Annotated in this window: 22 protein-coding genes; 7 read left to right on the top strand and 15 right to left on the bottom strand. The window is 55.5% G+C overall.

Features of this window, described 5'->3' with window-relative positions; all coding sequences use genetic code 11:
* Positions 1-17 precede the first annotated feature (17 nt).
* From nusB to nrdR, 4 genes are all read right to left on the bottom strand, one after another.
* Positions 18-437, bottom strand: a complete 420-nt coding sequence (gene nusB, locus H7A81_RS07670; protein ID WP_038648596.1) for a transcription antitermination factor NusB — start codon at positions 435-437, stop codon at positions 18-20.
* Positions 438-456: 19 nt separating this feature from the next.
* The gene (gene ribE / locus H7A81_RS07665; RefSeq protein ID WP_034831031.1) at positions 457-927 is read right to left on the bottom strand and encodes a 6,7-dimethyl-8-ribityllumazine synthase; all 471 of its coding nucleotides are present in this window, start codon (positions 925-927) and stop codon (positions 457-459) included.
* 93 nt (positions 928-1,020) lie between these two features.
* Positions 1,021-2,124 (bottom strand): bifunctional diaminohydroxyphosphoribosylaminopyrimidine deaminase/5-amino-6-(5-phosphoribosylamino)uracil reductase RibD, encoded by a 1,104-nt coding sequence (gene ribD, locus H7A81_RS07660; protein ID WP_182057173.1) that lies wholly within the window; start codon positions 2,122-2,124, stop codon positions 1,021-1,023.
* 3 nt (positions 2,125-2,127) lie between these two features.
* Entirely contained in the window at positions 2,128-2,577 is a 450-nt protein-coding gene (gene nrdR / locus H7A81_RS07655) for a transcriptional regulator NrdR (protein ID WP_034831027.1), read from the bottom strand.
* A gap of 172 nt (positions 2,578-2,749) precedes the next feature.
* Between nrdR and lysM the strand changes: the two genes are divergently transcribed.
* Positions 2,750-3,187, top strand: coding sequence for a peptidoglycan-binding protein LysM (gene lysM, locus H7A81_RS07650; RefSeq protein WP_182057172.1), 438 nt, complete (start codon positions 2,750-2,752; stop codon positions 3,185-3,187).
* A 15-nt stretch (positions 3,188-3,202) separates the two neighbouring features.
* On the top strand, positions 3,203-3,766 hold the full coding sequence (locus H7A81_RS07645; protein WP_182057171.1) for a DUF3251 domain-containing protein: 564 nt from the start codon (positions 3,203-3,205) through the stop codon (positions 3,764-3,766).
* Positions 3,767-3,825: 59 nt separating this feature from the next.
* Here the strand turns inward: H7A81_RS07645 and secF are convergent, their stop codons facing one another.
* The 5 genes from secF to queA are packed head-to-tail and all read right to left on the bottom strand — an operon-like array spanning position 3,826 to position 9,269.
* Complete coding sequence (gene secF, locus H7A81_RS07640; RefSeq protein ID WP_038648607.1) at positions 3,826-4,794, bottom strand: protein translocase subunit SecF; 969 nt, start codon at positions 4,792-4,794, stop codon at positions 3,826-3,828.
* Positions 4,795-4,804: 10 nt separating this feature from the next.
* Positions 4,805-6,652, bottom strand: coding sequence for a protein translocase subunit SecD (gene secD / locus H7A81_RS07635; RefSeq protein ID WP_160867942.1), 1,848 nt, complete (start codon positions 6,650-6,652; stop codon positions 4,805-4,807).
* A 25-nt stretch (positions 6,653-6,677) separates the two neighbouring features.
* Entirely contained in the window at positions 6,678-7,010 is a 333-nt protein-coding gene (gene yajC / locus H7A81_RS07630; RefSeq protein WP_034831018.1) for a preprotein translocase subunit YajC, read from the bottom strand.
* 25 nt (positions 7,011-7,035) lie between these two features.
* Positions 7,036-8,160 carry a tRNA guanosine(34) transglycosylase Tgt gene (gene tgt / locus H7A81_RS07625; protein WP_034831015.1) on the bottom strand — a complete coding sequence of 375 codons (1,125 nt, stop codon included), beginning with the start codon at positions 8,158-8,160 and terminating at the stop codon, positions 7,036-7,038.
* Between the two features lie 38 nt (positions 8,161-8,198).
* On the bottom strand, positions 8,199-9,269 hold the full coding sequence (queA, locus tag H7A81_RS07620) for a tRNA preQ1(34) S-adenosylmethionine ribosyltransferase-isomerase QueA (protein WP_182057170.1): 1,071 nt from the start codon (positions 9,267-9,269) through the stop codon (positions 8,199-8,201).
* 105 nt (positions 9,270-9,374) lie between these two features.
* On the opposite strand from queA, the gene H7A81_RS07615 reads away from it, so the two are divergent.
* The 3 genes from H7A81_RS07615 to H7A81_RS07605 all read left to right on the top strand — a co-directional run bounded on the left by H7A81_RS07615 (position 9,375) and on the right by H7A81_RS07605 (position 13,165).
* Positions 9,375-9,956, top strand: a complete 582-nt coding sequence (locus H7A81_RS07615; protein WP_182057169.1) for an ACP phosphodiesterase — start codon at positions 9,375-9,377, stop codon at positions 9,954-9,956.
* Positions 9,957-10,120: 164 nt separating this feature from the next.
* Entirely contained in the window at positions 10,121-10,930 is an 810-nt protein-coding gene (locus tag H7A81_RS07610) for an inositol monophosphatase (protein ID WP_182057168.1), read from the top strand.
* A gap of 282 nt (positions 10,931-11,212) precedes the next feature.
* Positions 11,213-13,165, top strand: coding sequence for an acyltransferase family protein (locus H7A81_RS07605; protein ID WP_182057167.1), 1,953 nt, complete (start codon positions 11,213-11,215; stop codon positions 13,163-13,165).
* Between the two features lie 127 nt (positions 13,166-13,292).
* On the opposite strand, the gene proY is transcribed toward H7A81_RS07605, so the two are convergent.
* From proY to phoB, 6 genes are all read right to left on the bottom strand, one after another.
* Positions 13,293-14,648 carry a proline-specific permease ProY gene (gene proY / locus H7A81_RS07600; RefSeq protein WP_097117508.1) on the bottom strand — a complete coding sequence of 452 codons (1,356 nt, stop codon included), beginning with the start codon at positions 14,646-14,648 and terminating at the stop codon, positions 13,293-13,295.
* A 67-nt stretch (positions 14,649-14,715) separates the two neighbouring features.
* Positions 14,716-16,035, bottom strand: a complete 1,320-nt coding sequence (gene brnQ, locus H7A81_RS07595) for a branched-chain amino acid transporter carrier protein BrnQ (RefSeq protein ID WP_160867946.1) — start codon at positions 16,033-16,035, stop codon at positions 14,716-14,718.
* 402 nt (positions 16,036-16,437) lie between these two features.
* Positions 16,438-17,541: a cobalamin-independent methionine synthase II family protein gene (locus H7A81_RS07590; RefSeq protein WP_182057166.1), complete on the bottom strand. Its 1,104-nt coding sequence runs from the start codon at positions 17,539-17,541 to the stop codon at positions 16,438-16,440.
* Positions 17,542-17,714: 173 nt separating this feature from the next.
* Positions 17,715-18,635, bottom strand: coding sequence for a PstS family phosphate ABC transporter substrate-binding protein (locus H7A81_RS07585; RefSeq protein ID WP_045833908.1), 921 nt, complete (start codon positions 18,633-18,635; stop codon positions 17,715-17,717).
* Positions 18,636-18,727: 92 nt separating this feature from the next.
* The gene (gene phoR / locus H7A81_RS07580; RefSeq protein ID WP_160867947.1) at positions 18,728-20,038 is read right to left on the bottom strand and encodes a phosphate regulon sensor histidine kinase PhoR; all 1,311 of its coding nucleotides are present in this window, start codon (positions 20,036-20,038) and stop codon (positions 18,728-18,730) included.
* Between the two features lie 15 nt (positions 20,039-20,053).
* A complete protein-coding gene (gene phoB / locus H7A81_RS07575) occupies positions 20,054-20,743 on the bottom strand; it encodes a phosphate response regulator transcription factor PhoB (protein WP_034830536.1) in 690 nt (229 codons plus the stop codon).
* A gap of 197 nt (positions 20,744-20,940) precedes the next feature.
* Between phoB and sbcD the strand changes: the two genes are divergently transcribed.
* Both sbcD and H7A81_RS07565 read left to right on the top strand, forming a co-directional pair.
* Positions 20,941-22,152 carry an exonuclease subunit SbcD gene (gene sbcD / locus H7A81_RS07570; protein ID WP_182057165.1) on the top strand — a complete coding sequence of 404 codons (1,212 nt, stop codon included), beginning with the start codon at positions 20,941-20,943 and terminating at the stop codon, positions 22,150-22,152.
* Positions 22,149-25,826: an SbcC/MukB-like Walker B domain-containing protein gene (locus H7A81_RS07565; RefSeq protein WP_182057164.1), complete on the top strand. Its 3,678-nt coding sequence runs from the start codon at positions 22,149-22,151 to the stop codon at positions 25,824-25,826. The genes sbcD and H7A81_RS07565 overlap by 4 nt, the downstream gene beginning before the upstream one ends.
* The last annotated feature ends 141 nt before the right edge of the window (positions 25,827-25,967 follow it).

Here is a 25,967-nt window from a genome sequence, read left to right as displayed (position 1 = left end):
AAACCGGCCTTTCGCATTTATTTTTTATTGGGTCGAATTTGTGGGGCTGCTTTATCCAGCACGCCGTTGACAAACTTGTGGCTGTCTTCGGCGCCAAACACTTTGGCCAGTTCGATGCCTTCGTTGATGGCCACTTTATAAGGCACATCAGAACGTTTGCTCAACTCATACAGCGAAAGACGCAGAATGGCTTTTTCTACCTGACCCAGCTCTTCCAGCTGACGTGACAGGTAAGGCTTCATCAGACCGTCCAGGTACGCGCTGTTAGTCGCCACACCGGCCAGCAATTCGCGGAAATAGCTAATATCGACGTCTTTGACGTCTTGTTCCGCCAGAAACTGGTATTCCACATCGGCAATGTCGTTGTTCGACAGCTGCCAGGAGTAAAGCGCCTGGACAGCGCACTCACGGGCGCGACGACGAGCAGCAGGTTTCACAAAATTCCCCTTCCAAAAATCAGGCTTTGATGGCTTTCAATACGTTAATCATTTCGAGTGCAGTCAGGGCCGCTTCGGCGCCTTTATTACCTGCTTTAGTGCCGGCGCGTTCAATCGCCTGCTCGATGTTTTCGGTGGTTAACACGCCGAAAGTCACCGGAATTTCGCTGGTCATCGCCACGTTGGCAATGCCAGAACTGGCTTCACCTGCCACATATTCGAAGTGGGCGGTGCCGCCACGGATCACGGTTCCCAGCGCCACGATCGCGTCGTGCTTACCGGCTTTCGCCAGTGCGCGCGCTGCCAATGGCAGTTCGTAAGCGCCTGGAACCCAAACCACAGTGATGTTTTCTGCTTTGACCTGGCCAATACGCTTCAGCGCATCCACCGCGCCATCCAGCAGGCTGTCATTAATGAAGTTGTTAAAACGCGCAATAACGATGGCAATGTGAGCATCAGGCGTGGCAACAGGAGCTTCGATAACTTTCATACATATCCTTTGGGTGTTTGATTTATGGCCCCGCAGAAGGGGGCGGATTCTATCATACTCTTCGGCGACGCGCTCAGGCTTTTCAGTCGGTGCTTAAGCGGGCGTCAGGGTCAGCCGCAGGTCCGCGCCAACCCTGCGCACATCGCTGAACTTCAGCTCTGGCGCATCAGCCAATTGTTCCAGTCCAGGCAGCTCACACAGACCGCGTGCCGCATTGCCCAGTAGTTTCGGTGCCACATAGACAATCAGTTCATCGACCAGTCCAACCTGCAACAGCGCACCGGCTAAACCGGCACCGGCTTCGACCCACACCGAGTTAATCTGCCGCTGGCCGAGTAACATCATCATCGCCACCAGATCCAGTTGCTCTCCGCGCAGCGGTACCGCAATCTGGCTGACGCTGTCTGGCCAGGTTTGCTGATCGATTTCACTACGCATCAGCCAGGTTTCACCCGGCTGACTCATCAGTCGATGTTGCGGCGTCACACGCTGCTGGCTATCAATCACCACGCGAATCGGCTGACGCAGCGTGGCTTCATCCAGCTGCTGGCGTGCATCTTCATTCAGTTCGCCCCAGCGCACGGTTAATGACGGATCGTCTGCCAGCACTGTGGCACTCGAGGTAAGAATAGCCGAACTCTGGGCACGTAATTGTTGCACATCGCGCCTTGCCGCCGCCGAGGTGATCCACTGACTTTCGCCACTGGCCATCGCGGTGCGCCCATCAAGGGATGCGCCGAGTTTGAGCTGAATCCACGGGAAGCCAGTGCGCATACGTTTCAGAAAACCACGATTCAATGCTTCCGCTTCGCTCATCATTAAGCCGTGGCTGACTTCAATGCCGGCCTGCTGCAGACGATACAAGCCGCGTCCCGCCACTTGCGGATTGGGATCCTGCATTGCCGCCACCACGCGACTGACGCCCGCAGTAATTAACGCATCGCAACACGGCGGCGTGCGGCCATGATGGCTGCAGGGTTCCAGCGTGACATAAGCCGTCGCGCCTTTAGCTTTTTCACCCGCCATGCGCAGCGCGTGCACTTCAGCATGCGGCTCGCCCGCACGGTGGTGCCAGCCTTCGCCGACAATCTCGCCGTCGCGCACAATCACGCAGCCAACATTAGGATTGGGTGTGGTGGTAAAACGTCCGCGACGCGCCAGTTCCAGCGCGCGCGCCATGTAGCGTTCGTCAGTCATGGCTTAGTCCTGTAAGCGGGCGATCTCTTCGCCAAAATCACGGATATCTTCGAAGCTGCGGTATACAGAAGCAAAACGGATATAGGCGACTTTATCGAGCTTCTTCAGCTCTTCCATCACCAGATTACCGACCAGCTTGCTGGGAATCTCGCGTTCGCCGGTGGCACGCAGTTGCGTTTTAATGTGGTTGACGGCGTTATCCACCGCATCGGCACTCACCGGGCGCTTCTCCAGCGCCTTCATCATGCCGCTGGCGAGCTTATCTTCGTTAAAGGGTTCACGCACATCGTTGCTTTTCACCACGCGCGGCATCACCAGCTCAGCCACTTCAAAGGTGGTAAAACGCTCATGGCACACCAGACACTGGCGGCGGCGACGCACCGATGAACCTTCACTGACCAGGCGAGAATCAATCACTTTGGTGTCCACAGCGGAGCAGAAGGGGCAATGCATGACGTTTCCTGTCGCGAGATAAATAGGCCACACAGTGTAGCGCGATCTTCAAAGCAACTGAATACACGCGACCGAATCACCGCCCGGCTCACAGACGCAGGATGTCACGCTCTGTAAACATGAAAAGCCACTAAGCTTAAACAGCCAATCCGGCACATTTGCAGGAGGTCACATGGGTCTGTTCAATTTCGTGAAAGAAGCAGGTGAAAAGTTATGGGATGCCGTCACCGGCGCTGACGATCCCAGCAAAAAACTACAGGATCATATTAATCAACTCGGCTTACCTGACAGCGATAAAGTCAAAGTCGATGTGCAAGGCGACACCGTTACCGTGAGCGGTGATGGCATTTCACAGGAGCTGAAAGAGAAAATCCTGGTGGCCGCCGGCAACGTGGCAGGGATTACCAAGGTCGATGACAAGGTCACCGTGACCGACAGTGCACCAGAAGCGGAATTCTACACGGTGAAAAAAGGCGACACCCTGAGTGCGATTTCCAAACAGCTCTACGGGAATCCCAATGAATACAACAAGATTTTCGAAGCAAACAAGCCAATGCTGACGCATCCTGATAAGATCTACCCCGGCCAGGTATTACGTATTCCGAAATAACAGAAAGGACAATGCATGACGATCAGGACGTTTTGGGCGCCCGCCGCACTTTCGCTGCTGGTGCTCAGTGGTTGTAGTTCAACGCCGACTTCACCGCAGGTCAAAGAGTTACATCAGGAAGTCAGCCAGCTTAACCAGCAGATGCGCAAGCTCACCAATCAGGCAACGGCGCTGGAAACTCAGGGTCAACTCAATGGGCAATCGACCCAGGGGGCATGGCTGTTGCCGCAAGCCAACACTCCCGTCGAGTTACAGACGCAGGTGGGCAAATTGCGCCTGTCACTGTCTCGCGTCGAGGGGGAAGCCAGTGGTAGTCGCGCCAACCTGAATATCCGTTCCACCGATGACCAGCCGATCCCCGCGCTGAGCGCCACCGTGGTATGGGGTGAGCTGGATCCAGCCAGTGGCAAACCGCTGAATGCGGAGAGTCTGAGCCAGACTATTCAGGTTGAAGCCAGTTTAACGCCGCGAAGTTCTGTCACAGTGCCGCTGCGCCTGAGCGGACTGACGCCGGAGCAACTCGGCTTTGTGCGCGTGCATGATGTGCAGAGCACAGCAGCCACCAAAACCGCGCCCTGATCAGCAGGCATAAAAAAACGGGCTGCCCTTAGGCAGCCCGTTTCATTTCATCAGCAGAATTAAGGCAGGATCGAAGGCTGATCTGCGCCCTCTTTCTCCACTTTCTGCACCAGCATGTGTTCACGCTTCATACCCAGTTTCAATGCCAGAGCAGAAGAAACATAGATAGATGAAACGGTACCGATGGTGACACCGATCAGCATGGTCAGCGAGAAGCCTTTCAGCAGCGCACCACCAAAGATGAACAGAATCAGAATCATCGCCAGCGTGGTCAGCGAGGTGATCAGGGTACGGCTCAACGTTTGGGTCAGCGACACGTTGGTGATGTCGTAAGAGGAGCCGCGACGGATCTTGCGGAAGTTCTCACGAATACGGTCGGAAACCACGATTTTATCGTTAAGCGAGTAACCAATCACCGACATCAGTGACGCGACAATCGTCAGGTCGATCTCGATGTGTGACAACGCCAGAATGCCGCAGGTGATGATGACGTCATGCGCCAGTGCCAGCACGGTACCCAGCGCAAGACGCCACTCAAAGCGGAAGCCGATATAGATCAGAATCGCAATCAGTGCCGACAGCAGCGCCATCGCACCGGCTTGCGCCAGATCGCTACCCACGCTTGGGCCGACGAACTCAATGCGCTTCACGGTCGCGTTCTGCTGCGTCGTCTCATTGATGGAGGTCACGACTTTGTTGCCGAGCTCCTGACCTGCTGCACCGGTGGCTGGCGGCATACGCACCATCACGTCGCGGCTGCTGCCAAAGTTCTGCACCAGCGGCTCCTGGAAGCCCGCTTTCACCAAACCTTCACGCAGTGCGTCCAGATCGGCCGGTTTTTCCAGGTTAATCTCAATCACCGTTCCGCCGGTAAAGTCGAGGCCCCAGTTGAAGCCTCGCACACCGATAATGGCGATAGACGCCACAATCAGCAGACCGGAGATGATGAATGCCAGCGTATCCCAGCGCATAAAGTCGACGACCTTACGCCCGTGGTTCAGCTGCTCAATACTATATTCCTGTGCCACAACGCACTCCTCAGATGGACAGCTTGTTGATGCGTTTGCCGCCGTAAACCAGGTTAACGATGGCACGGGTGCCGACGATAGCGGTGAACATTGAAGTCGCGATACCGATAGCGGTGGTGATCGCAAAGCCTTTAATGGAGCCGGTACCGACCGCATAAAGAATGATAACTTTGATCAGCGTGGTGACGTTGGCGTCGACGATACTGGAGAAGGCGCCTTTGTAGCCCTCATGAATCGCCTGCTGTACCGAGCGTCCGTTACGCAGTTCTTCTTTAATACGTTCGTTAATCAACACGTTGGCATCGACAGCAACCGCCAGCGTCAACACGATACCGGCAATCCCCGGCATGGTGAGGGTCGCACCCGGCAGCAGTGACATGATGCCGACAATCAGCACCAGGTTGCACAGCAGCGCGCTGGTCGCAATCAAACCAAATTTCTTATAGAACACCACCATAAACAGAATGGACGCGATCAGACCCCACAAGCAGGCTTCGAGACCCTGAGTGATGTTCTGCTGGCCCATCGTTGGACCAATGGTACGCTCTTCCACAATCTGAATTGGCGCGATCAACGCACCGGCACGCAGCAGCAGCGACAGCTGACGGGCTTCGTTCGGGTTGTTGATACCGGTGATGCGGAAGCTGTTACCGAGGCGCGACTGAATGTTCGCCACGTTAATCACTTGTTCCTGTTTCACCAGGATTGCACGACCGTTGGCGTCTTTCTTACCGCTGTCCTTGTACTCCACAAACAGGGTCGCCATCGCTTTACCGATGTTGTCCTTGGTGAAGTTCGACATCATGTTACCGCCCGCGCCATCCAGTGAAATGTTCACCTGCGGCTGGTTGTACTCGTCCATGCTGGACGTCGAATCGGTAATATGGTCACCGGTCAGAATCACACGCTTGTACAGCACCACTGGCTGGCCTTCACGCGTCTCTTTCACTTCCGAATCACCCGGCACACGGCCACTCGCCGCGGCAGTTGGATCAACGGTGGTGTTTACCAGACGGAATTCCAGGGTCGCAGTGGCACCCAGAATCTCTTTGGCACGCGCCGTGTCCTGAATACCCGGCAGTTCCACCACGATGCGGTCAGAACCCTGACGCTGCACCAGTGGCTCGGCAACGCCAAGCTGGTTCACACGGTTACGCAAGATATTGATGTTCTGCTGAACCGCATACTCACGGGCTTCGCTCAGACGCGCATCGGTCATCACCGCACGCAGCGTATCGCTGCCGACGCTGGAGATCACCAGATCGCGATGACGCGGTGACAGGTAGCTGATCGCCGCATCACGGCTGGCGCCGTCGCGGAAACGCACTTCTACACCGTAGTTAGCGATTTTATTGACGTTGGTATACGGGATGCTTTTGTCGCGCAGGTCACTGCGCAGGCCATCGGCATTCTGCTCTTGCAGCTTGCCCAGAGCGGTATCCATATCCACTTCCATCAGGAAGTGTACGCCGCCACGCAGATCAAGACCGAGTTTCATCGGCTGTGCAGCCAGCATGGTCAGCCAGCGCGGGGTTGCCGGCGCGAGGTTGAGTGCCACAACATAGTTGTCGCCCAACGCGGTAGTGATGGCATCACGCGCGCGCAGCTGTGCATCCTGATTGTCAAAACGGGCCAGAATGGCGCCATTTTCCAGAGCGAGGGATTTGCTCTGGATATTATCTTGTTTTAATAAAGTCTGGACCTGATCCAACGTCTGTTCACTGGCGGCGCCACCGCGCGCACCAGTGATCTGAACGGCCGGATCCTCTCCATAAAGGTTAGGAAGCGCATAGAGCAGGCCGACGAGAATCACGACGACCAGCATGATGTACTTCCACAAAGGATAACGGTTTAACACGGCAGTTCCCTTCGGGAAGAAAAAATTACAGCGCCTTCATAGTACCTTTCGGCAGAACGGCGGCCACGAAATCACGTTTTACAACTACTTCAGTGGTGTCGTTCAGGGCGATAGAAACGTAGCCGTTGTCAGCCACTTTGGTCACACGACCTACCAGGCCACCGCTGGTCAACACTTCATCACCTTTAGAGATGGAATCCATCAGCTTCTTGTGATCTTTAGAACGTTTCTGCTGCGGGCGCAGAATCATGAAATAGAAGATCAGACCAAACACCACCAGCATGATCACCAGAGAATAAGGACTTCCCTGAGACGGAGCGCCTGCTGCGGCAACGGCGTCAGAAATGAAAAAGCTCATTAAATTTCCCTCATTGATAGAATTATCAGACGTTTAACGGTGGAACCGCTTTACCCGTCCGTTGGTAGAACTCGCTAACAAAGTGCTCTAATTTACCCTCTTCGATGGCCTTACGTAAACCCGCCATCAGACGCTGGTAATAGCGCAGATTGTGAATCGTATTCAGACGTGCGCCCAGTATTTCGTTACAACGATCAAGATGATACAAGTAGGCGCGGCTATAATTGCGACAGGTGTAACAATCACACTCCGCATCCAGCGTTGTCGTGTCATCTTTATACCTGGCGTTACGGATTTTCACCACGCCATCGGTCACAAACAGGTGACCATTACGCGCATTACGCGTTGGCATGACGCAGTCAAACATATCGATACCGCGGCGAACGCCTTCCACCAGATCTTCTGGCTTGCCGACGCCCATCAAATAACGCGGTTTATCTTGCGGAATTTGCGGACAGACGTGTTCCAGGATACGGTGCATGTCCTCTTTAGGTTCACCCACCGCCAGGCCGCCCACAGCGTACCCATCAAAGCCGATATCTACCAGACCTTTAACCGAGACATCTCGTAAATCTTCGTAAACACCGCCCTGAATAATGCCAAACAGCGCGTTTTTATTGCCAAGCGAATCAAAGCGATCGCGGCTGCGTTGCGCCCAGCGCAGTGACATCTCCATCGAACGTTTGGCGTAATCCCAGTCAGCTGGATACGGCGTACACTCGTCGAAAATCATCACCACGTCTGAACCGAGGTCGTACTGAATTTCCATCGATTTTTCCGGATCGAGGAAAATCGGGTCGCCGTTGATCGGGTTACGGAAATGCACGCCCGCTTCGGTGATCTTACGGATGTCGCCAAGGCTGAACACCTGGAAGCCGCCGGAGTCAGTGAGGATCGGTCCCTGCCAGTTCATGAAATCGTGCAGGTCACCGTGCAGTTTCATGATCTCCTGGCCCGGGCGCAGCCACAGGTGGAAGGTATTACCGAGCAGGATCTGCGCACCGGTGTCTTTCACTTCTTCCGGCGTCATGCCCTTTACGGTGCCGTAGGTGCCCACAGGCATGAATGCCGGGGTTTCCACCACACCACGATCGAACACCAAACGGCCACGGCGCGCGCGCCCGTCGGTGGTATCTAATTCAAATTTCACATTGACCTCATTAGATAATCAGAGAAACAGTCTGATTATTAAGCTCCAACCACTTCGTCAGGAGCCTGTGGATTACGGGTGATGTACATGGCATCCCCGTAGCTAAAGAAACGGTACTGCTCTGCCACCGCGCTTTGGTAAGCCGCCATGGTATTTTTGTAACCGGCAAATGCTGACACCAGCATAATCAGCGTCGATTCCGGCAGATGGAAGTTGGTGATCAGCGCATCAATCACCTGATAGTGATAGCCCGGATAGATGAAGATCTGCGTGTCGTCGAAGAAGGGTGCAATCAGCGCATCCTGAGCCGCCTGCGCCGCGCTCTCCAGAGAACGCACGGAGGTGGTGCCCACCGCGACCACTTTGTTGCCACGCGCTTTACACGCCAGCACCGCATCCACCACATCCTGCGGCACTTCGGCATACTCAGAGTGCATGATGTGGTCATTGATGTTCTCGACGCGCACCGGCTGGAAGGTACCTGCGCCAACGTGCAGCGTGACAAATGCCATTTCGATGCCTTTCGCGCGCAGCGCGTCCAGCAACGGTTCATCAAAATGCAAACCGGCGGTCGGTGCGGCTACCGCACCCGGACGCGCACTGTAAACGGTTTGATAAAGTTCGCGATCCGCTTCTTCGTCCGGACGATCAATATACGGCGGCAGCGGCATATGACCGACGCTGTTAAGGATATCCAGCACTGCGCGGTCATCGGCAAATTCGATTTCAAACAGCGTATCGTGGCGCGCGACCATGGTGGCTTTGACGCTTTCGTCATCGCCCAGCAGCAGCTCTGCACCCGGCTTCGGCGCTTTTGAGGCACGCACGTGCGCCAGCACGCGTTTGTCATCCACCATGCGCTCTACCAGCATCTCGATTTTGCCGCCACTGGCTTTTCGGCCGAAGACACGCGCCGGAATAACGCGGGTATTGTTAAACACCAGCAGGTCGCCCGGATTGAGTTTATCCAGTACGTCGGTAAACACTTCATGGCTTAACGCCCCACTTGGGCCATCCAGCGCCAGCAAGCGGCAACCGCTGCGCTGCGCCTGCGGATAGTGGGCGATCAAAGATTCTGGCAACTCAAAAGCAAAATCGGCTACACGCATGCATCACTTCTTTCAGGACTCAAAAAACAGGCGGCATAGTTTAGCGGAAAAGCGGCAAATTCTGAACAACTGGCTGCATATCTGTGATTCTGCCTATAATGCGCCATGAACTTTCTCGCTCACCTTCACCTCGCACAGCTGGCAGACAGCTCCCTGCTGGGCAATCTGATGGCCGACTTCGTGCGCGGCAATGTGCAATCGCAATGGCCGGAACCGGTTGTGGCGGGCATCGCTATGCATCGCCGACTGGATGTTTTGACGGATAACCTGCCGGAAGTGCGTGAAGCGCGGCAATTCTTTCGCGCTGAAACTCGTCGCGTTGCGCCCATCACGTTGGATGTCATCTGGGATCACTTCCTCGCGCTGCACTGGGACCAGCTGCACCCTTCCCAATCGCTGGCCGCGTTCACGGCGGCAGCCGAGCGTGAAATCATGCCGCAACTGCCCGGCACGCCAGAAGGATTCATCGAACTCAATTCGGTGATGTGGCGCGAGCGCTGGTTTGAGCACTATGCCGAACCAACGCGGCTGGCCCGCGTATTGAGCGGTATGGCACATCGCCGCCCGCGTCTGGCAGCACTGCGCGACTCCTATCAGGATTTTGTCGATCATTATCAGCAACTTGAACCGCTGTTCTTCCAGTTCTATCCGCGCCTGATGGACGCTGCGCGCCACCAGCAACTCTAAACCCGCTTTTTTTCACAATCCCAGCATTTCCGCCTCTTGCCAGCCGCAGTCATCTGCGGCTTAATGAAACCTTTCTTAACTTTTGTTAAGTAGGTCACACCGCCAGGTCGCCTTTTTCGGCGTTTTTTGTCACTTCGTTTGCCAGAAAATGATAAGAGGGAAAGATGTCATCAGCTACGCTAACCGAACTTGACGCGCGTTATCACTTTGCCTGTGATGTCGCTAAAACTGCAGCCAGCCGCGCTTTATCCTGGTATCAGCAGCGTCATCAACTGGTGATTGAGCATAAAAAGGATTTACAGGATGTGGTTAGCGAAGCCGACCGCAACGTTGAAGAATTGGTCAAGCACCTGATTTACGAACGCTTTCCCGATGATGCTGTGCTGGGTGAAGAGAGCGGTGGTGAAACTACAGGTGCGCGCTTTGTCTGGGTGATTGACCCGATTGATGGCACCAGTAACTTCCTGAATGGATTGCATAACTGGTGCGTGTCGCTGGCGATTGTCTGTGAAAATGAGCCGGTAATTGGCGTGGTCTGCGATCCCAACCATCATGAAACCTTCCATGCCTGTCGCGGTAAAGGTGCCTGGGTCAATGAAAAGCGCATTCAGGTGCACAGCGCTCAGCATCTCAATCAGGGCGTGCTCGGCATCAGCAGTTCGAACAGTCAGCCGGTAGAGCCGCTGACAGCCTTTATTGGTGGCTTGCTGTCACAGGGCGGGATGTTCATCCGTAATGGCTCTGGCGCATTAATGAGTGCCTGGGCCGCCGCTGGTCGTTTAATTGGTTATTACGAAGCGCATATGAATCCGTGGGACGGTTTACCCGGTATTGTATTGATGCGTGAGGCCGGCGGCATAACCAATGATTACCTTGGTCACAACGGTCTGCAGCAGGGCAATCCTGTGCTGCTCGCCAATAGCGTTATCTACCCTCAGCTCAAAGCACTGTTACCCGCGCATATCAGCCTGTAGCCGATTCACCACATCATGAAAGATAAGCCTGAAGGATAATCCGGGCTTATCTTTTCGCTATTTATGCTTCAGCGGTGTAAATACAAACAGCACCTTAATCTGCGATTATTCTAATTTTCTTCCGCCCTGATATTTAGCGGCTAAAAGCGCGTATTCTGTCAGCGTCAATCATCCCTTGTAATACCCATTTTTCTCCTTTGTAACTTTTTTCGGCGACAGGATGCGCCGATTTATTTTTTCTGGAACGCATAACCATTCTTATCCTAACTTCTGGGTTAAATTATGACTGCGAATGCCTCTCACCGTTATCGGGCGGATATTGACGGCCTGCGCGCCGTCGCCATCATTCTGGTGGTACTCTTTCACTCCGGCGTCACCTCGCTGCAGGGTGGCTTTATTGGTGTCGACCTCTTCTTTGTTATTTCCGGCTTTCTGATCGGCGGTATTATCAGCAAGGAAATATCCGAGGGTCGCTTCTCATTTTATCAATTCTATTTACGCCGCATTAAACGTATCGCTCCCGCGTTATTTTTCATGATGACGATATTGCTGCTACTGGGCTTCATCCTGCTCTCACCGCTAGAGTTCAGCCAGCTGGCCAAATACAGCCTGGCGGTATTTATCGCCGTACCCAATATGCTGCTACTCAAGAGCGGTGACTATTTCAGTACCGATTCCGATTTAAATCCCCTGCTCATGACCTGGTCATTGGGAATAGAAGAACAGTTCTATATTGTGCTGCCATTCATTCTGCTTTTGGCCGTACGACTCAAACGTTCGATGCGCTCTGTGGTACTGATACTGAGTGTGATCTCTTTGGTGGCCTGTATCGGGATCACACCGTTTGCCACCACCCATGCCTTTTATCTGTTGCCAACCCGCGCCTGGGAACTCGGTGCCGGTGTGCTGCTGGCGCTGTGGAAACCACACCCCCTCACCGGCCGAGCGGCCAGCCTGCTCAATCTGCTGGGCTGGGTGATGATCATCGCCGCCAGCCTGTTGCTTAGTAGCCATAGCCAATTTCCGGGCTGGTTGGCGATCATTCCCGTACTGGCGGGTTGCCTGATGATCGGTGCGCGCAGCGAGCTTAACCAGTTACTGTTAGAAAATCCGCTGATGCGCTTTATCGGCAAGATCTCTTATTCCTGGTACCTGTGGCACTGGCCGCTGCTAAGTCTGGCGCGCATCTGTAGCGATCACCCCCTTTCCGTCTGGCAAGGTTTGATGATTTGCGGCGCAGCGCTGGGTCTGGCCTGGTTTTCGTGGCGCTTTGTCGAGCAACCCTTCCGCCAGACGCGCATGGGCACGCGTTGGGTGATCCCCGGCTACTGTGCCTCATCCCTGATTGCGGCGGGTGCGATGCTGCTGTTGTGGCAAACCGGGGGCATGAAATCGCGGGTTAGTGAACTCGTCGTGAATGCGGACAGCTGGAAAATTTCGGCGCAGCGTAATCCGTGCTTGCTTGATTACGGGGCAAACCTGCCCTCCGGGCATGAGGAGTGTCATCCAAACACCGATCGCCCCGGTATCGCCTTAATTGGCGACAGTCACGCTGCCGCACTGCGTGCTTCGGTGTCGGGCTATGCACAACGTCAGCATAAACCGCTGTATCAACTCACCAAAGCCTCCTGTCCGTTCCTGATTGGTGCCACACGCGTGGTGAGCCAAATGCCACATCATGCGCAACAATGCATCACCTTTAATCAGGAAGTGCTGAAGATGGTGCTGAGCGACAAGGTGGACGAAGTGGTAATCAGCGCCTATTGGGCATCGGGTATGAGCCTGTTGCCAGGTGCCGGTTTCCGCGAAACCGATCATCCTGAAAAGAGTAATCTTGAGGCGCTGCAAGCGGGTATGGATCGCGTGGTGGCTCAGCTGACTCAGGCGGGCAAAAAGGTCACGGTAATAGAGGATGCGCCTTCAGTGGACGTTGACCCGCTGCGCTACAGCAATAACCGTAACATTCCGATTCGTCGCGAACTGAGCGCCTGGCTGAGCAAGTGGGAAGCTCCGCCGCTGCTCTCTGAGCGCACCAGATTGTTCCAGTTCCCGGAAGAGGCCGTGGAGAAATTATTGCAGCGCTATAAGCAACAAGGCGTACGCGTGTTATCGCTGCGAGAGAATCTGTGTAATGAGCAGGGTTGTTTGATCACCAGCGGAGGATTGCCGCTCTATTATGATGACAATCACCTGAGCCCGGCGGGCGGAGAGATTGCGTTGGGTAGCAACTGGTAGTCGTGCTTCGGCCTGCGCTTTTCATCATACTTAAAAGCTCAGGGCGGGAATCTCTCCCGCCCTGAACACTACCTATCCTTCCACGCATAACGGGCAAACATTCCACCCGTGATGCGCATCAGAATGATCAGGCTTTCCGCTTTTTCGCCAGCGGCCAGGCCAGCAACAGCAGCACAATCCACGCGAAGCCAACATACAGCGACACGCGCGTGTCAGGGAAATAACCGATCAAGGCAATGATGAACACCAGGAAAGCCACGCCAAACCAGGCAGTTTTGCTGCCGCCAGGCAAGGCGAATTGCAATTTACCCGCCTGCTCTTTGCCAATTTTGCGGCGAAACGCGATTTGCGACAGCAGAATCATGATCCACACCCACACCGTGGCGAAGGTCGCCAGCGAGGCGATCACCAGGAACACTTTTTCCGGCATCAGGTAGTTGAGATACACGGCGATAAGCATCGCCACCATCATCACCAGCACAGTGACCCACGGAATTCCGCGATCCGAGACCTTCTGGAACATCTTCGGCGCATGGCCCTGCTGCGCCATGCCGTGCAACATACGCCCTACGCCAAACACATCGCTGTTGATCGCCGACAGTGACGCCGTCAATACCACAAAGTTAAGAATCGATGCCGCCGCTGCAATGCCCAGATGCTGGAAAGTCAGCACAAAAGGACTGCCGGAGGTGCCAACCTGGTTCCACGGATAGATCGACATGATGACAAACAGCGTGCCGACATAGAACACCAGAATGCGCAGCGGAACCGAGTTGATGGCGCGTGGGATTGACTTCTCAGGCTCTTCCGCTTCACCGGCGGTAATCCCGATAATCTCAATACCGCCATAGGCAAACATCACCATCTGCAGTGACAGCAGCATGCCGACAATGCCGTGAGCGAAGAAGCCGCCGTTGGTCCACAGGTTATGGATACCCGTAGGCTGACCGCCGTTGCCGATGCCCCAGAAAATCATGCCAAAACCGGCGATGATCATGATGATAATGGTGGCGACTTTGAAGAAGGAGAACCAGAACTCGACTTCACCAAACACCTTCACGCTCATCAGGTTAATGGCACCGATAATCAGCACCACCGACAGCACCCAAATCCAGTGCGGTACTTCCGGGAACCACACACCCATGTAGATACCAAAAGCCGTCACGTCGGCAATCGCCACAATCAGGATTTCAAAACAGTAGGTCCAGCCGGTGATGTAACCTGCTAACGGCCCCAGATAGTCCTGCGCGTAGCGCGAAAACGAGCTGGCCTGCGGGTTATTCACTGACATCTCACCCAAGGCACGCATGATGATGTACGCCACCGCACCGCCGATGATGTACGCCAGCAGCACGCTGGGGCCTGCCATTTTGATCGCATCCGCCGAGCCGTAAAACAGCCCGGTACCGATTGCCGATCCCAGCGCCATAAAACGGATGTGGCGCGTGCTCAGTCCGCGTTTGAGCTTGTTGGTTTCTTGCATAACACCAATACCTTGTAAATGAAAAAACCACGGGCAAGCCCGTGGTTGAAATTAACAGCAATGTCGATTACGAGTGGGCAGCGACCTGTTCGCGTCCTTTTGCCCGATCGACCACCGCGGCAATCACCAGCATCACCAGCGATGGCGGCAACCAGGAAAGTCCCTGATCGGCCAGCGGCAGGTGCTGGCTGAACAGCGGCAGCACATCTTTAAAATTGGTGGTTTTGATGGCATCAACGATGCCAAACAGCAGGCTCACCAGCATGGTTGGCGCGATAATACGCGCGCTCTTATTCCACCATTTCAGGGTGAAGCTCAGCACCACCAGCACGATGCACGGTGGATAAATCGCCGTCAGCACCGGAATCGAGATCTGAATCAGGTGGCTCAGGCCGAGATTCGACACCACCATGGAGAACAGACCCAGAATAAACACCAGCGCTTTATACGACAACGGCAGGTATTGCGCAAAGAATTCCGCACAGGCGCAGGTCAGGCCAACCGCCGTCACCATGCAGGCCACGAAGATCAGTGCTGCCAGGAAGAAGCTGCCCATGCCGCCAAAGGTCTGCTGCACATACGCATGCAGAATCGCTGCACCATTGGCATTCTGATCAACCAGGCCAGCACTGCCAGAACCGAGTTTGAACAGGCTCAGGTACACCAGCGTCAAGCCAACACCGGCAATCACGCCCGCCAGCATGGTGTAACGGGTCAGCAGTTTCGCATCTTCAACGCCGCGAGAACGTGCCGCATTGACGATAACAATACCAAACACCAGCGCACCCAGCGTATCCATGGTCAGATAGCCGTTAACGAAGCCGCTGGAGAAGGCCGCACGCTGGTAATCAGCCGTAGCAGGCGCGATACCACCGGCCGGCCACAGCAGTGCTGCCAGACCGAGAATGGTCAGCGCCACGATTTTCAGCGGAGCGAGGAAGTGGCCGACGGTGTCCAGCAATTTGCCAGGATACAGGGAAATGCCAATCACCAGCGCAAAATAAATCAGGCTGTAGATAAACAGCGGCAGCGCGCCATCACCGGTCAGCGGAGCAATCCCCACTTCAAACGACACGGTCGCCGTACGCGGCGTGGCGAACAGTGGGCCCACTGCCAGATAGCAAACCGTTGCCAGCAGCAGACCTGCGGCTTTACCAATTGGCGAGCTGAGGGCATCAATGCCGCCGCCCACGCGCGCCAGGGCGATAACGGTCATCACCGGCAAGCCAACGGCCGTAATCAGAAAGCCGAAAGCGGCAACCCAGACGTGTTCGCCAGACTGAATCCCCACCATCGGTGGAAAGATAATGTTTCCTGCGCCTACGAACAGGGCAAACGTCATGAAGCCCAGCGCCAGGATATCCTTGGAGGTTAAACGATGTGTCATAAACTTCTGTACTGCCTGTAGCTGATGTTGCGGTGGAAGTTGAGTGCGTGTTGTCCTCTGCATGCACAAAAACAAAGGCTTATCTGATGAATTCAGAGCGTTATGCGGGCCTAATCGTTAAAGCGCAGGTGATTTAATCTACTTTTCTTCTGTTCGCAGAGGGATAAATCGACAACGGCGCAAATTAAAACGTTTATAGCGAAGAAAGGCAATACGGGATCGGAAAACCAGAAGGATATAACAATAAAGTGACACAAAGCAGTGTATCAGCGGGGAATAGCGTGAAAACACCTCAGATGATTTGCTTAAAGTTTCCGCATCACGGGAGATCTCCTCGCAAAACCGGGCTCTTAAATGCACAAAAGGCGCGATTTACGCGCCTGTTTGCACAAGTTTACAGCATCACCACACCTGATTGGCGATATCGACCACCAGACGAATCTTCTGCCACTGCTGCGCTTCCGTCAGGCTGTTGCCCTCTTCTGTCGAGGCAAAGCCACATTGTGGGCTGAGGCAAATCTGGTTCAGGCTCACAAACTGAGAAGCTTCCTGCAGGCGCGCTTTCACCTGCTCCGGATCTTCCAGTTCACCGTTCTTAGTCGTGATCAGACCCAATACCACTTGCTGATGGCCGGGTTTGATAAAGCGCAGCGGCTCAAAACCACCGGAACGCTCGTTGTCATATTCGAGGAAGTAAGCATCAATATTCACCTGACCAAACAGAATCTCGGCCACCGGCTCATAGCCGCCTTCGGAAATCCAGGTTGAGCGGAAGTTGCCGCGGCACACATGCAGACCAATGGTCAGGTCAGCCGGTTTATCTTCCAGCGCTTTGTTCAGCACCTCAGCGTAAATACGCGCCAGTTTCTGCGGATCTTCACCGCGCTCACGGATCTGCTGCTGCTGATCCGAAGAGCACAGGTAAGCCCAAACAGTGTCATCCAGCTGCAGAAAACGGCAGCCCGCCGCGTAGAAAGCCGCGATCGCATCTTTGTATGTCTGCGCCAGGTCAGCAAAGTACTCTTTCAGATCGGGATAGACGGTGGCATCGATCACTTTACGGCCACCACGGAAGTGCAGCACGCTTGGGCTTGGGATGGTCATTTTCGCCACGGCGTCGCCCGCAATGCTTTTCAGGAAGCGGAAGTGATCCAGCATCGGGTGATGTGGATTAAAGGCCACCTTGCCGGTGACTTTCACGCCGTGCGCTTTGGTTTGCACGCCGTTGAACTGGATGCCCTGCTCCGCTTCAAATAACTCAACGCCTTGCAGATCGCCAAAGAAGTCAAAGTGCCACCAGGCGCGACGGAACTCGCCGTCGGTGACCACTTGCAGGCCGTTAGCGCGCTGCTGCTCGACCACATGGCGTATTTCTTTATCTTCTACCTGACGCAGCTGCTCAGCCGTGATCTCGCCATTGGCAAACTGCACGCGCGCTTGCTTGATCGCCGCAGGACGCAGAAAACTGCCGACGGTATCGGCACGGAACGGTTGTTGTTGTGGCATGTTCACTCCTGGCTAAACGCATAATTGCGTCAGGGTATAATTTCATCTGGTTATTTATAGCCATCTGGATGGCTATATGTCCAGAAAGAGTGACATGCTGAAACAAATTGGGCAATGGAAGAAAATTCAGGTGACATGAATAAAATTCATGATCGGATGTTCGTTCTTCCATTTTACTCAATGGCGGCACGTGCCTGGGCCATCTGGCTTTCGGAAAGTGGCAAATAACCGGCTTCAGTTACCCGGCGCTGCCCTTCAGGTGATAACACCTGATGCAGGAACGCATTCACCAGCGGCGGCAGCGGTTTGCCCGGCGCTTTATTGACGTAAATATAGAGCGGACGCGACCACGGATAGCGGCCGCTGCGAATGGTTTCGGCGTCCGGCATCACGCTATCGCCGCTGGCAGTGACGATGGGCACCATCTTCACGCCGCTTAAGTGAAAACCAAAACTGGCATAACCAATGCTGTTGGGTGTTGCCGCGACGGCCTGCACCACCGCCGCCGAGCCGGGAAACTCCGCGACGTCCGAGCGGAAATCCCCTTTACACAGCGCCTGCTGTTTGAAGAAGCCCCAGGTACCTGATGCCGAATTACGGCCAAAACGCTGAATGCTGCGTCGCGCCCAATCTCCCTGGTTGAGGCCAAGATCGCCCCAGTGCTGCGGCACCGAGTGCGCACCACACAGACGAGTGACAGAGAAAAGGGCATCGAGTTGCGGTTGATCGATACGCGTTAGCGGGTTGTCCTGATTGACCACCACCACCAGCGCATCCATCGCCACCGGCACCGCCAGCGGGGGATAGCCGTAGCGCGTGGTAAACAGTTGGCGTTCATCAATTTGCATCGGGCGGCTCATCGCCCCGAGCTGGGCAGCGCCTGCCGCCAGCGCGGTGGGTGCGGTTGAGGATCCAGCCGCCTGTACCTGAACGTTAACGCCCGGTGACTGGCGGCTGAAATCCTCGCCCCATAAGGTCATCAGATAGCCGAGGGTGTCGGAACCGACGCTGCTCAAATTGCCGGTGAGCATGGTTTGTTGGCTTTGTGCCAGCGTAGAGCACAGCAGCAACGTGAACAGCAACAGCGATCTCATCAGGTCTTCCGCAAATCAGGTCAGGAACATTGAACTGCACATTCTGTCGCGCCGCGATTCATCACGCAATCAATTGCGCCACTTCATCGTGCTTAACTGACCTTACTGTGCACGCTCTTCGCCACAATCAAACGTGGCGGCAGCACGAAACTAAAACAGGTTTCCTGATGCGGAATACTGGTGATTTCCAGCCGTGCATTATGGTGGCTCAATGCATGCTTAACGATCGCCAACCCTAAGCCACTGCCCCCGGTGGCGCGCGATCGGGCTTTATCCACCCGATAGAAACGCTCGGTGAGGCGCGGCAAATGCTCCTCGCTGATCCCCGGTCCGTTATCGCACACTTTGAACTCCGCGCCCTCTTTGTTACGCAGCCAGCTAATATCGAGGCGAGTCCCTTCCGGCGTGTGATTCACCGCGTTGTACACCAGATTGGAAATGGCGCTGCGCAGCTGTTCATCATTACCGAAGACTTTGAGGTGCGGATCGGTGCGGAAATGAATGCTGTGCCGGCCCTGGCTCAGCGTTTCCGCCTCGCGCTGCAACAGTTGCAGCATGCCCGGAACATCCACCGTCTCTTTGAGATCGATAGCCGGTGCGGCCTCGATACGTGACAAAGTCAGCAGCTGTTTCACCAGGCTATCCATGCGGCGAGTCTGCTCCTGCATGGTATGCAACGCCTTGCCGCGCGTGCGCTCGTTCATCGTCGCATCGTCCATCATTTCCAGATAGCCCTGCAGCACCGTTAACGGCGTACGCAGTTCATGACTGACGTTGGCAAAGAAGTTACGCCGCGCCCCTTCCAACTGGTGCATTTGGGTGACATCGCGCGCCACCATCAACCACTGCCCTTCGCTATAGGGCATCACACGGAATTCCATATGATGTTGATTGTTCAGCACCAGCGTCAGCGGCTTGTCAAAATCGCGTTGGCGAATATAGCGGGAAAACTCAGGATAGCGCAGCAAGTTGAGGATGTTCTGGCCATTATCTTCCGGCCAGCGCAGCCCGAGATGCTGTTGTGCCAGCCCGTTGCACCAGAAAATGGTGCCCTCTTCGGTGGTCAGGATCACTGCATCCGGCAGGGATTCCGCGCCGCTACGAAAGCGCTTAATCAGGTTACCCAGCTCGCGACGTCGACGGCGGTTACGCAGTTGCATCTGGTACAAGCCGTAGAACAAGGGCTCCCAGCTACCGCGACCGGCGGGCGGCGTCATGGAACGATCGACCCACAGCCAGTGCGACAGACGCATCAGATTTCTAAAGTGCCAAAACATCACACCCGACACCGCGATCAGCAGTAGCCAGGGCAGATAACCGAACAGCAGACCAAGCACCAGCGCGGGCAAACAGACCAGCGCCAGCTCAGTCAATAATCTCTTCCAGGAGAGTCGTTCCAGCACGGTAAAAGACTCCGTTTAGTAGCGGGCAGAGAAACGATACCCTGTTCCGCGTACGGTTTGAACCATGCGATCGTGGCCAGATACTTCCAGTGCTTTACGTAAACGACGGATATGCACATCAACGGTACGATCTTCCACGTAGACGTTGGTGCCCCATACATGGTTCAGCAGCTGTTCGCGGCTGTAAACACGCTCCGGGTGCGTCATAAAGAAGTGCAGTAATTTATATTCGGTCGGTCCCATTTCCAGCGGGGTACTTTCCGACATCACGCGATGTGAGGAAGGATCCAGGCTCAGGCCCTGCATCTCAATCACCTCTTCCACCGCCATCGGTGAAATACGGCGCATCACCGCTTTGATACGTGCCATCAGCTCTTTCGGTGAGAAAGGCTTGGTGATGTAGTCATCGGCGCCGACTTCCAGACCGCGTACGCGATCCTCTTCTTCACCGCGTGCCGTCAGCATCATCACCGGGATGTCGCGCGTCATGGCTTCACGTTTCAAATGTTTAATAAACTGAATACCGCTGCCGCCAGGCAACATCCAATCCAGCAGAATTAAATCAGGCCAGGGTTCGATCAGCTTACCAATCGCGCTGTCATAGTCTTCTGCCTCAATAGGCTGGTAATCATTCTGTTCCAGCACGAAACATAACATTTCACGGATGGGAGCTTCGTCTTCCACAACCAAAATGCGCTTAGCCATTATAACTCCTGCTTTTGTGACAATAGGTCACTGGGATTTGCGGCGCCATTATGCGTCAGTTTTATGACACTTTTATGAAAAACCCGACCTATGATAAATAGTTAAAAAACAGAAATGTGACAACGATTATCGCTTTTTTTTCTTTGCGATCTGAAGAGGTTATAATTCGCCTTCGCTTAACGAAGCAGGGAGTATTCATGCGCATCATTCACACCGCGGATTGGCATCTCGGTCAGTTCTTTTACAGCAAAAGCCGGGCGGCCGAGCATCAGGCCTTCCTGGACTGGCTGCTGGCACAGATTACCCAGCATCAGGTGGATGCCTTAATCATCGCGGGAGACCTGTTTGATACCGGTTCGCCACCGAGCTATGCGCGTGAAATGTTTAACCGCTTCGTGGTGGCGCTACAGCCGACGCACTGTGAGCTGATTGTGCTGGCGGGCAACCATGATTCCGTCGCGACCCTGAATGAATCACGCGAGTTACTCGCCTGTTTAAATACGCGAGTGATCACCAGCGCCACACCACAGGGCGAGCAGCAGGTGCTGACGCTGCATCAACGCGATGGCACGCCGGGCGCGTTACTGTGCGCGATTCCCTATTTACGTCCACGCGATATTTTGCGCAGCCAGGCGGGGCAATCCGGGCGCGAGAAGCAGATATCACTGCTGGAAGCGATTGAGCAGCATTATCAGCAGTGTTATGCCACAGCGCTGGCCGAGCGGGCAGATCGCGCACTTCCCATCATTGCCACCGGTCATCTCACCACCGTTGGTGTGACGAAAAGCGACTCGGTGCGCGATATCTATATCGGCACGCTGGATGCCTTCCCGGCGCAGGCGTTTCCCGCCGCGGATTACATTGCCCTTGGCCATATTCACCGTGCCCAGCGCATTGCCGATAGCGAACATATTCGCTACAGCGGCTCACCGATTCCGCTCAGTTTTGACGAACTGGGCCGCGAAAAGAGCGTGTTCCTGCTGGAGTTCAGCGCTCAGCTGGATAGCGTCACTCCCCTCCCGATCCCGCAGTTCCAGCCGATGCAGATGTTGAAAGGCTCAATGGCGGAGATCGAACAACAGCTGGGCGAATTTAGCGAGGGAGATCGCGAGCAGCCCGTCTGGCTCGATATTGAAATCACCACGCAAGAATATCTCAGCGATTTGCAACGCCGTGTTGAGCAACTGACCGAAGCCCTACCGGTGGAAGTGCTGCTGGTACGCCGCAGCCGTGAACAGCGTCAGCGCAGCCTGTCGCGCATGGATAATGAAACGCTAAGCGAATTGAAAGTCGAAGAGGTGTTCGCCCGCCGTCTGGCGCAGGAAGAGCAATTGGATGCCAAACAAGCCGAGCAACTCACGCAACTGTTCCGCACCACCCTCGCCGCGCTGGAGAATCCGTCTGTATGAAAATCCTGACGTTACGTTTTAAAAACCTCAATGCGCTGCGCGGTGAATGGTATATCGATTTCCGCCGTGAACCCTTTGCCAGCAACGGATTGTTTGCCATTACCGGTGCGACCGGCGCCGGCAAAACCACGCTATTGGATGCCATTTGCCTGGCGCTTTATCACCAGACGCCGCGCCTTGGCGTGCTATCCCAGACGCAAAACGAACTGATCACCCGTGACACCGCCGAATGTCTGGCTGAAGTAGAATTTGAGATCAAAGGCGAAGCCTGGCGCGCCTTCTGGAGCCAAAACCGCGCACGCGGCCAGGCGGATGGCAAATTGCAGGCACCGCGTGTCGAGCTGGCGCGCGTGGCGGATAACCAGATTGTGGCCGATAAGGTGGGTGACAAACTCAAGCTCATCGAAACCCTTTCTGGCCTCGATTTTGACCGTTTCACCCGTTCAATGATGCTGTCGCAAGGCCAGTTCGCTGCCTTCCTCAACGCCAAGCCGGGCGAACGCGCCGAACTGCTGGAAGAACTCACCGGCACCGAAATTTACGGCCAAATCTCGATGCAGATTTACGAGCGCTGGCGCACCGCACGCAGCGATCTGGAGACACTGCGCGCCCGCGCTGGCGGCATGATGCTGCTGGATGAGACGCGTCGCACAGAGCTGATGCAGCAGGTTGAAGCCTTAACGGCGCAGGAAAAAACGCTGAGCGAGCAGCTTGAGCAAGCGCAACAGCAACAACAGTGGCTGACGCACTCGCAACAGCTGGCGCAGGAGCAGCAGCAAATCGAACAGGCGAACCAGGATGCCGAACAGGCATGGCAGCAGGCGGAGAGTGATCGCCAACGCCTGGCACGCGCGGAACCGGCTGAAAAGCTGCGAGAAAAACTTCAGCAGCGTGAGCAGTTGCAACAAGATTACCAGCTCGCAACCCAGCAGGCGCAGCACTTACACACGCAGCAGCAAAATGCGCAAACCGCGCTGCAGCAGGGTGAAAAAAGTTATCAGGCGGCACAGCAGGCGCGTGAGCAGGCACTCGCCGATCAGCAGCAGCTTGAAACCTTGCTTACCGAACAGGTGATTCCGCTCGACCAACAGCTCGCCAGCCGCGCACAGCAGCTGACGGAGCAGCAGCGCCTGCATGCGCAACAGTCACAGACATTGCAGCAAAGCCAGAACGCGCTCAGTCAGCATCTGCTAACCCGTGAGCGCTTACAACAGCAGCTGGCAGAACAGCAGACATTTCGCAGCCGTGAAGCGGCGGTAGCAGACTGGGGGCCAGAACTGACGCGCTGGCAAGCTGATATCGCTCGTTTCGATGAACGCGAGCAGGCGCTGACACAACTTCGTGCGCAACAGCAGCAGCAAAACGCGCAACTGACCCAGCAGCAGCAGGCGATTGCCGAAGGTAATCGCAGGTTACAACCTCTGCAGCAGGCTGAGACGCAGGCCAGCCAGCAACGTCAGCAAGCGGAGCAGGCACTCACTTCACTTGAGACTGAAATCAGCAGCACCTCACTGCGTGACGCGCTGACACAGCATCAACAGCAGCGCGCGGCACGCCACCAGCTCAGCTTATTAGCGGCACGCTGGCAGTCGCTGCAGCCGCAGTTGCACCAGCGGCAACAAAAACTCACGCTGTTACAGCAACAGCATCAGCAAGACGAACGTGCTTTGCAGGCACTGCGCGACGATTACAAACGTGAGAACCAGACGCTGCTCGATCTGCGCAAAATCTGCGAGCTGGAGCGCACCATTGCACAGTTGGCTGATGAACGCGCCCGGCTGCAGCCCGATCAGCCCTGCCCGCTGTGCGGTTCGTGCCAGCATCCGGCTATTGCGCAGTATCAGCAATTACAACCGGGTGAAAACCAGCAGCGGCTGGCGGCACAGGAAGCGCGGGTTAACAAGCTCAAAGAATCAGGCACGGCGAAAAGTGAACAGCACAAGCTCTCGCTGCAACAGCAGCAGGTGCTGCAACAGGAGATTGCCGAATTCGAACAGCAACTCGCGGTGGCGCGCGAGCAGTGGCAAGCTTTCAGCAGTGAGCTGGCACTTACCTGCACGTTAGATCAGCAGGAAGTCTTTACGGCGTGGCAACATCAGCAGGATGCGCAGGAAGCCACGCAGCAGCAGCAACTGCAGCAGCGCGAAAATGCGGCGCGAGCGTTACAACAGGCCAAAGACGCGCATCTGGTACAGCAACAGCAGTGGCAGCAGCAGCATAGCGCACAACTGCTGGCACAACAGCAACTGAACAACCTGCAGCAAACGCTGGATGAACTTAATCAGCGAGAAACTCAGGAACACAGCGCCTGGCAGCAGTTAGCGCAGCAACTGGAACAGCAGCTTACGGCACATCAGTTTGCGCTGCCCGATCGCGATGCCCGCGCCAGCTGGCTGGCTACGTTGCAGCAGCGCTGGCAAGCCTGGCAGCAGAGTGAGCGCTTGCTGGCCGAGTTACAGCCGCAGTTGGTTAAAGCCGACAGCGAGCAGAACAACCTGCAAAGCAACCTGACGCGCGAGCAGCAGCAGCTGGAGACATTGCAGCACGCGCTCAGCAGCCTGCAACAGCAGCACGCAGAACAGCAGCAGCAGCGTCAGCAACTGTTTGGCGATCGCCAGGTGAGCGTTGCGCGTCAGCAGCAGCAGGCCTTGCTGCAACAGTGCGAACAGGCGCTGGCGCAGCAGTTACAACTGTGGCAGCAGGCACAAAGTCAGCTGCACAGCCTGAATGGTCAGTGTGAGCAAATTGATAGCCAAATTCAGGCCATGCATCTGCGTATGCAGGCGGCAGAAACGGCGTTTAACAGCGCACTCCAGCAGAGCGACTTCGCCGACGAGCAGGCATTGCGCAGCGCGTTGCTGGACGAACAGGACATTCAGCATCTGCGCCAGCATCTGCAAGCCCTGGAGCAACAGCGTCAGCAGCAGATTACCCTGCACCAACAGCTGGCGCAGCGCGTCACTGCCCATCAGCAACAGCGCCCTGCCACGCTGAGTGACGAAGTGGCGGCGGGTATCGCTGAACAGCTGGAATCCTTGCGTCTGGCCCTGCGCGACAATGCCCGTCAGCAGGGTGAAGCGCAGCAGCAGTTGCACAGTGATGCCCAACAGCGTCAGCAGCAGCAATCATTACTGACGCAGATTGCCAATGACGAGCTGGAGTTGACGCAACTGGGTCGCCTGAATGATTTAATCGGTTCAGCCAAAGGCGACAAATTCCGCCGCTTCGCCCAGGGATTAACGCTCGATCATCTGGTATGGCTGGCGAACCGTCAGCTGGATCGCTTACACGGACGCTACCTGTTGCAACGCCGTGTCACCGATGAGCTGGAGCTGGAAGTGGTCGATACCTGGCAGGCCGATGCCACGCGCGATACCCGCACGCTGTCCGGCGGCGAAAGCTTCCTGGTGAGTCTGGCACTGGCGCTGGCGCTGTCTGATTTGGTCAGCCATAAAACGCGCATTGAATCGCTGTTCCTTGATGAAGGCTTCGGCACGCTGGACGCCGAAACACTCGACACCGCGCTGGATGCCCTCGACGCATTGAACGCCAGCGGTAAAACCATCGGCGTGATCAGTCACGTTGAAGCGATGAAAGAGCGGATTCCGGTGCAGATCAGGGTGCGGAAGATGAATGGACTGGGTTACAGCAAGCTGGAGTTGCCGGGGGAATAAACGTCCGTCCCGCCATCAAATGAGCCTCCTTTCACAGGGTGCGGCTGTCTGGCCGCACCTGACATTCAGCTGTGCGTCGTGCGAGCCATTGAGCGAAAAATTCTGGATCTAATCAGAGTCAGAGAAATGCCATAGCAATCC

This window comes from Pantoea sp. ME81 (genome assembly GCF_903970985.1).
Taxonomy (GTDB): domain Bacteria; phylum Pseudomonadota; class Gammaproteobacteria; order Enterobacterales; family Enterobacteriaceae; genus Pantoea; species Pantoea communis.
The sequence above is the reverse complement of the archived record's forward strand: the minus strand, read 5'-3'. Positions and strand labels throughout refer to the sequence as shown.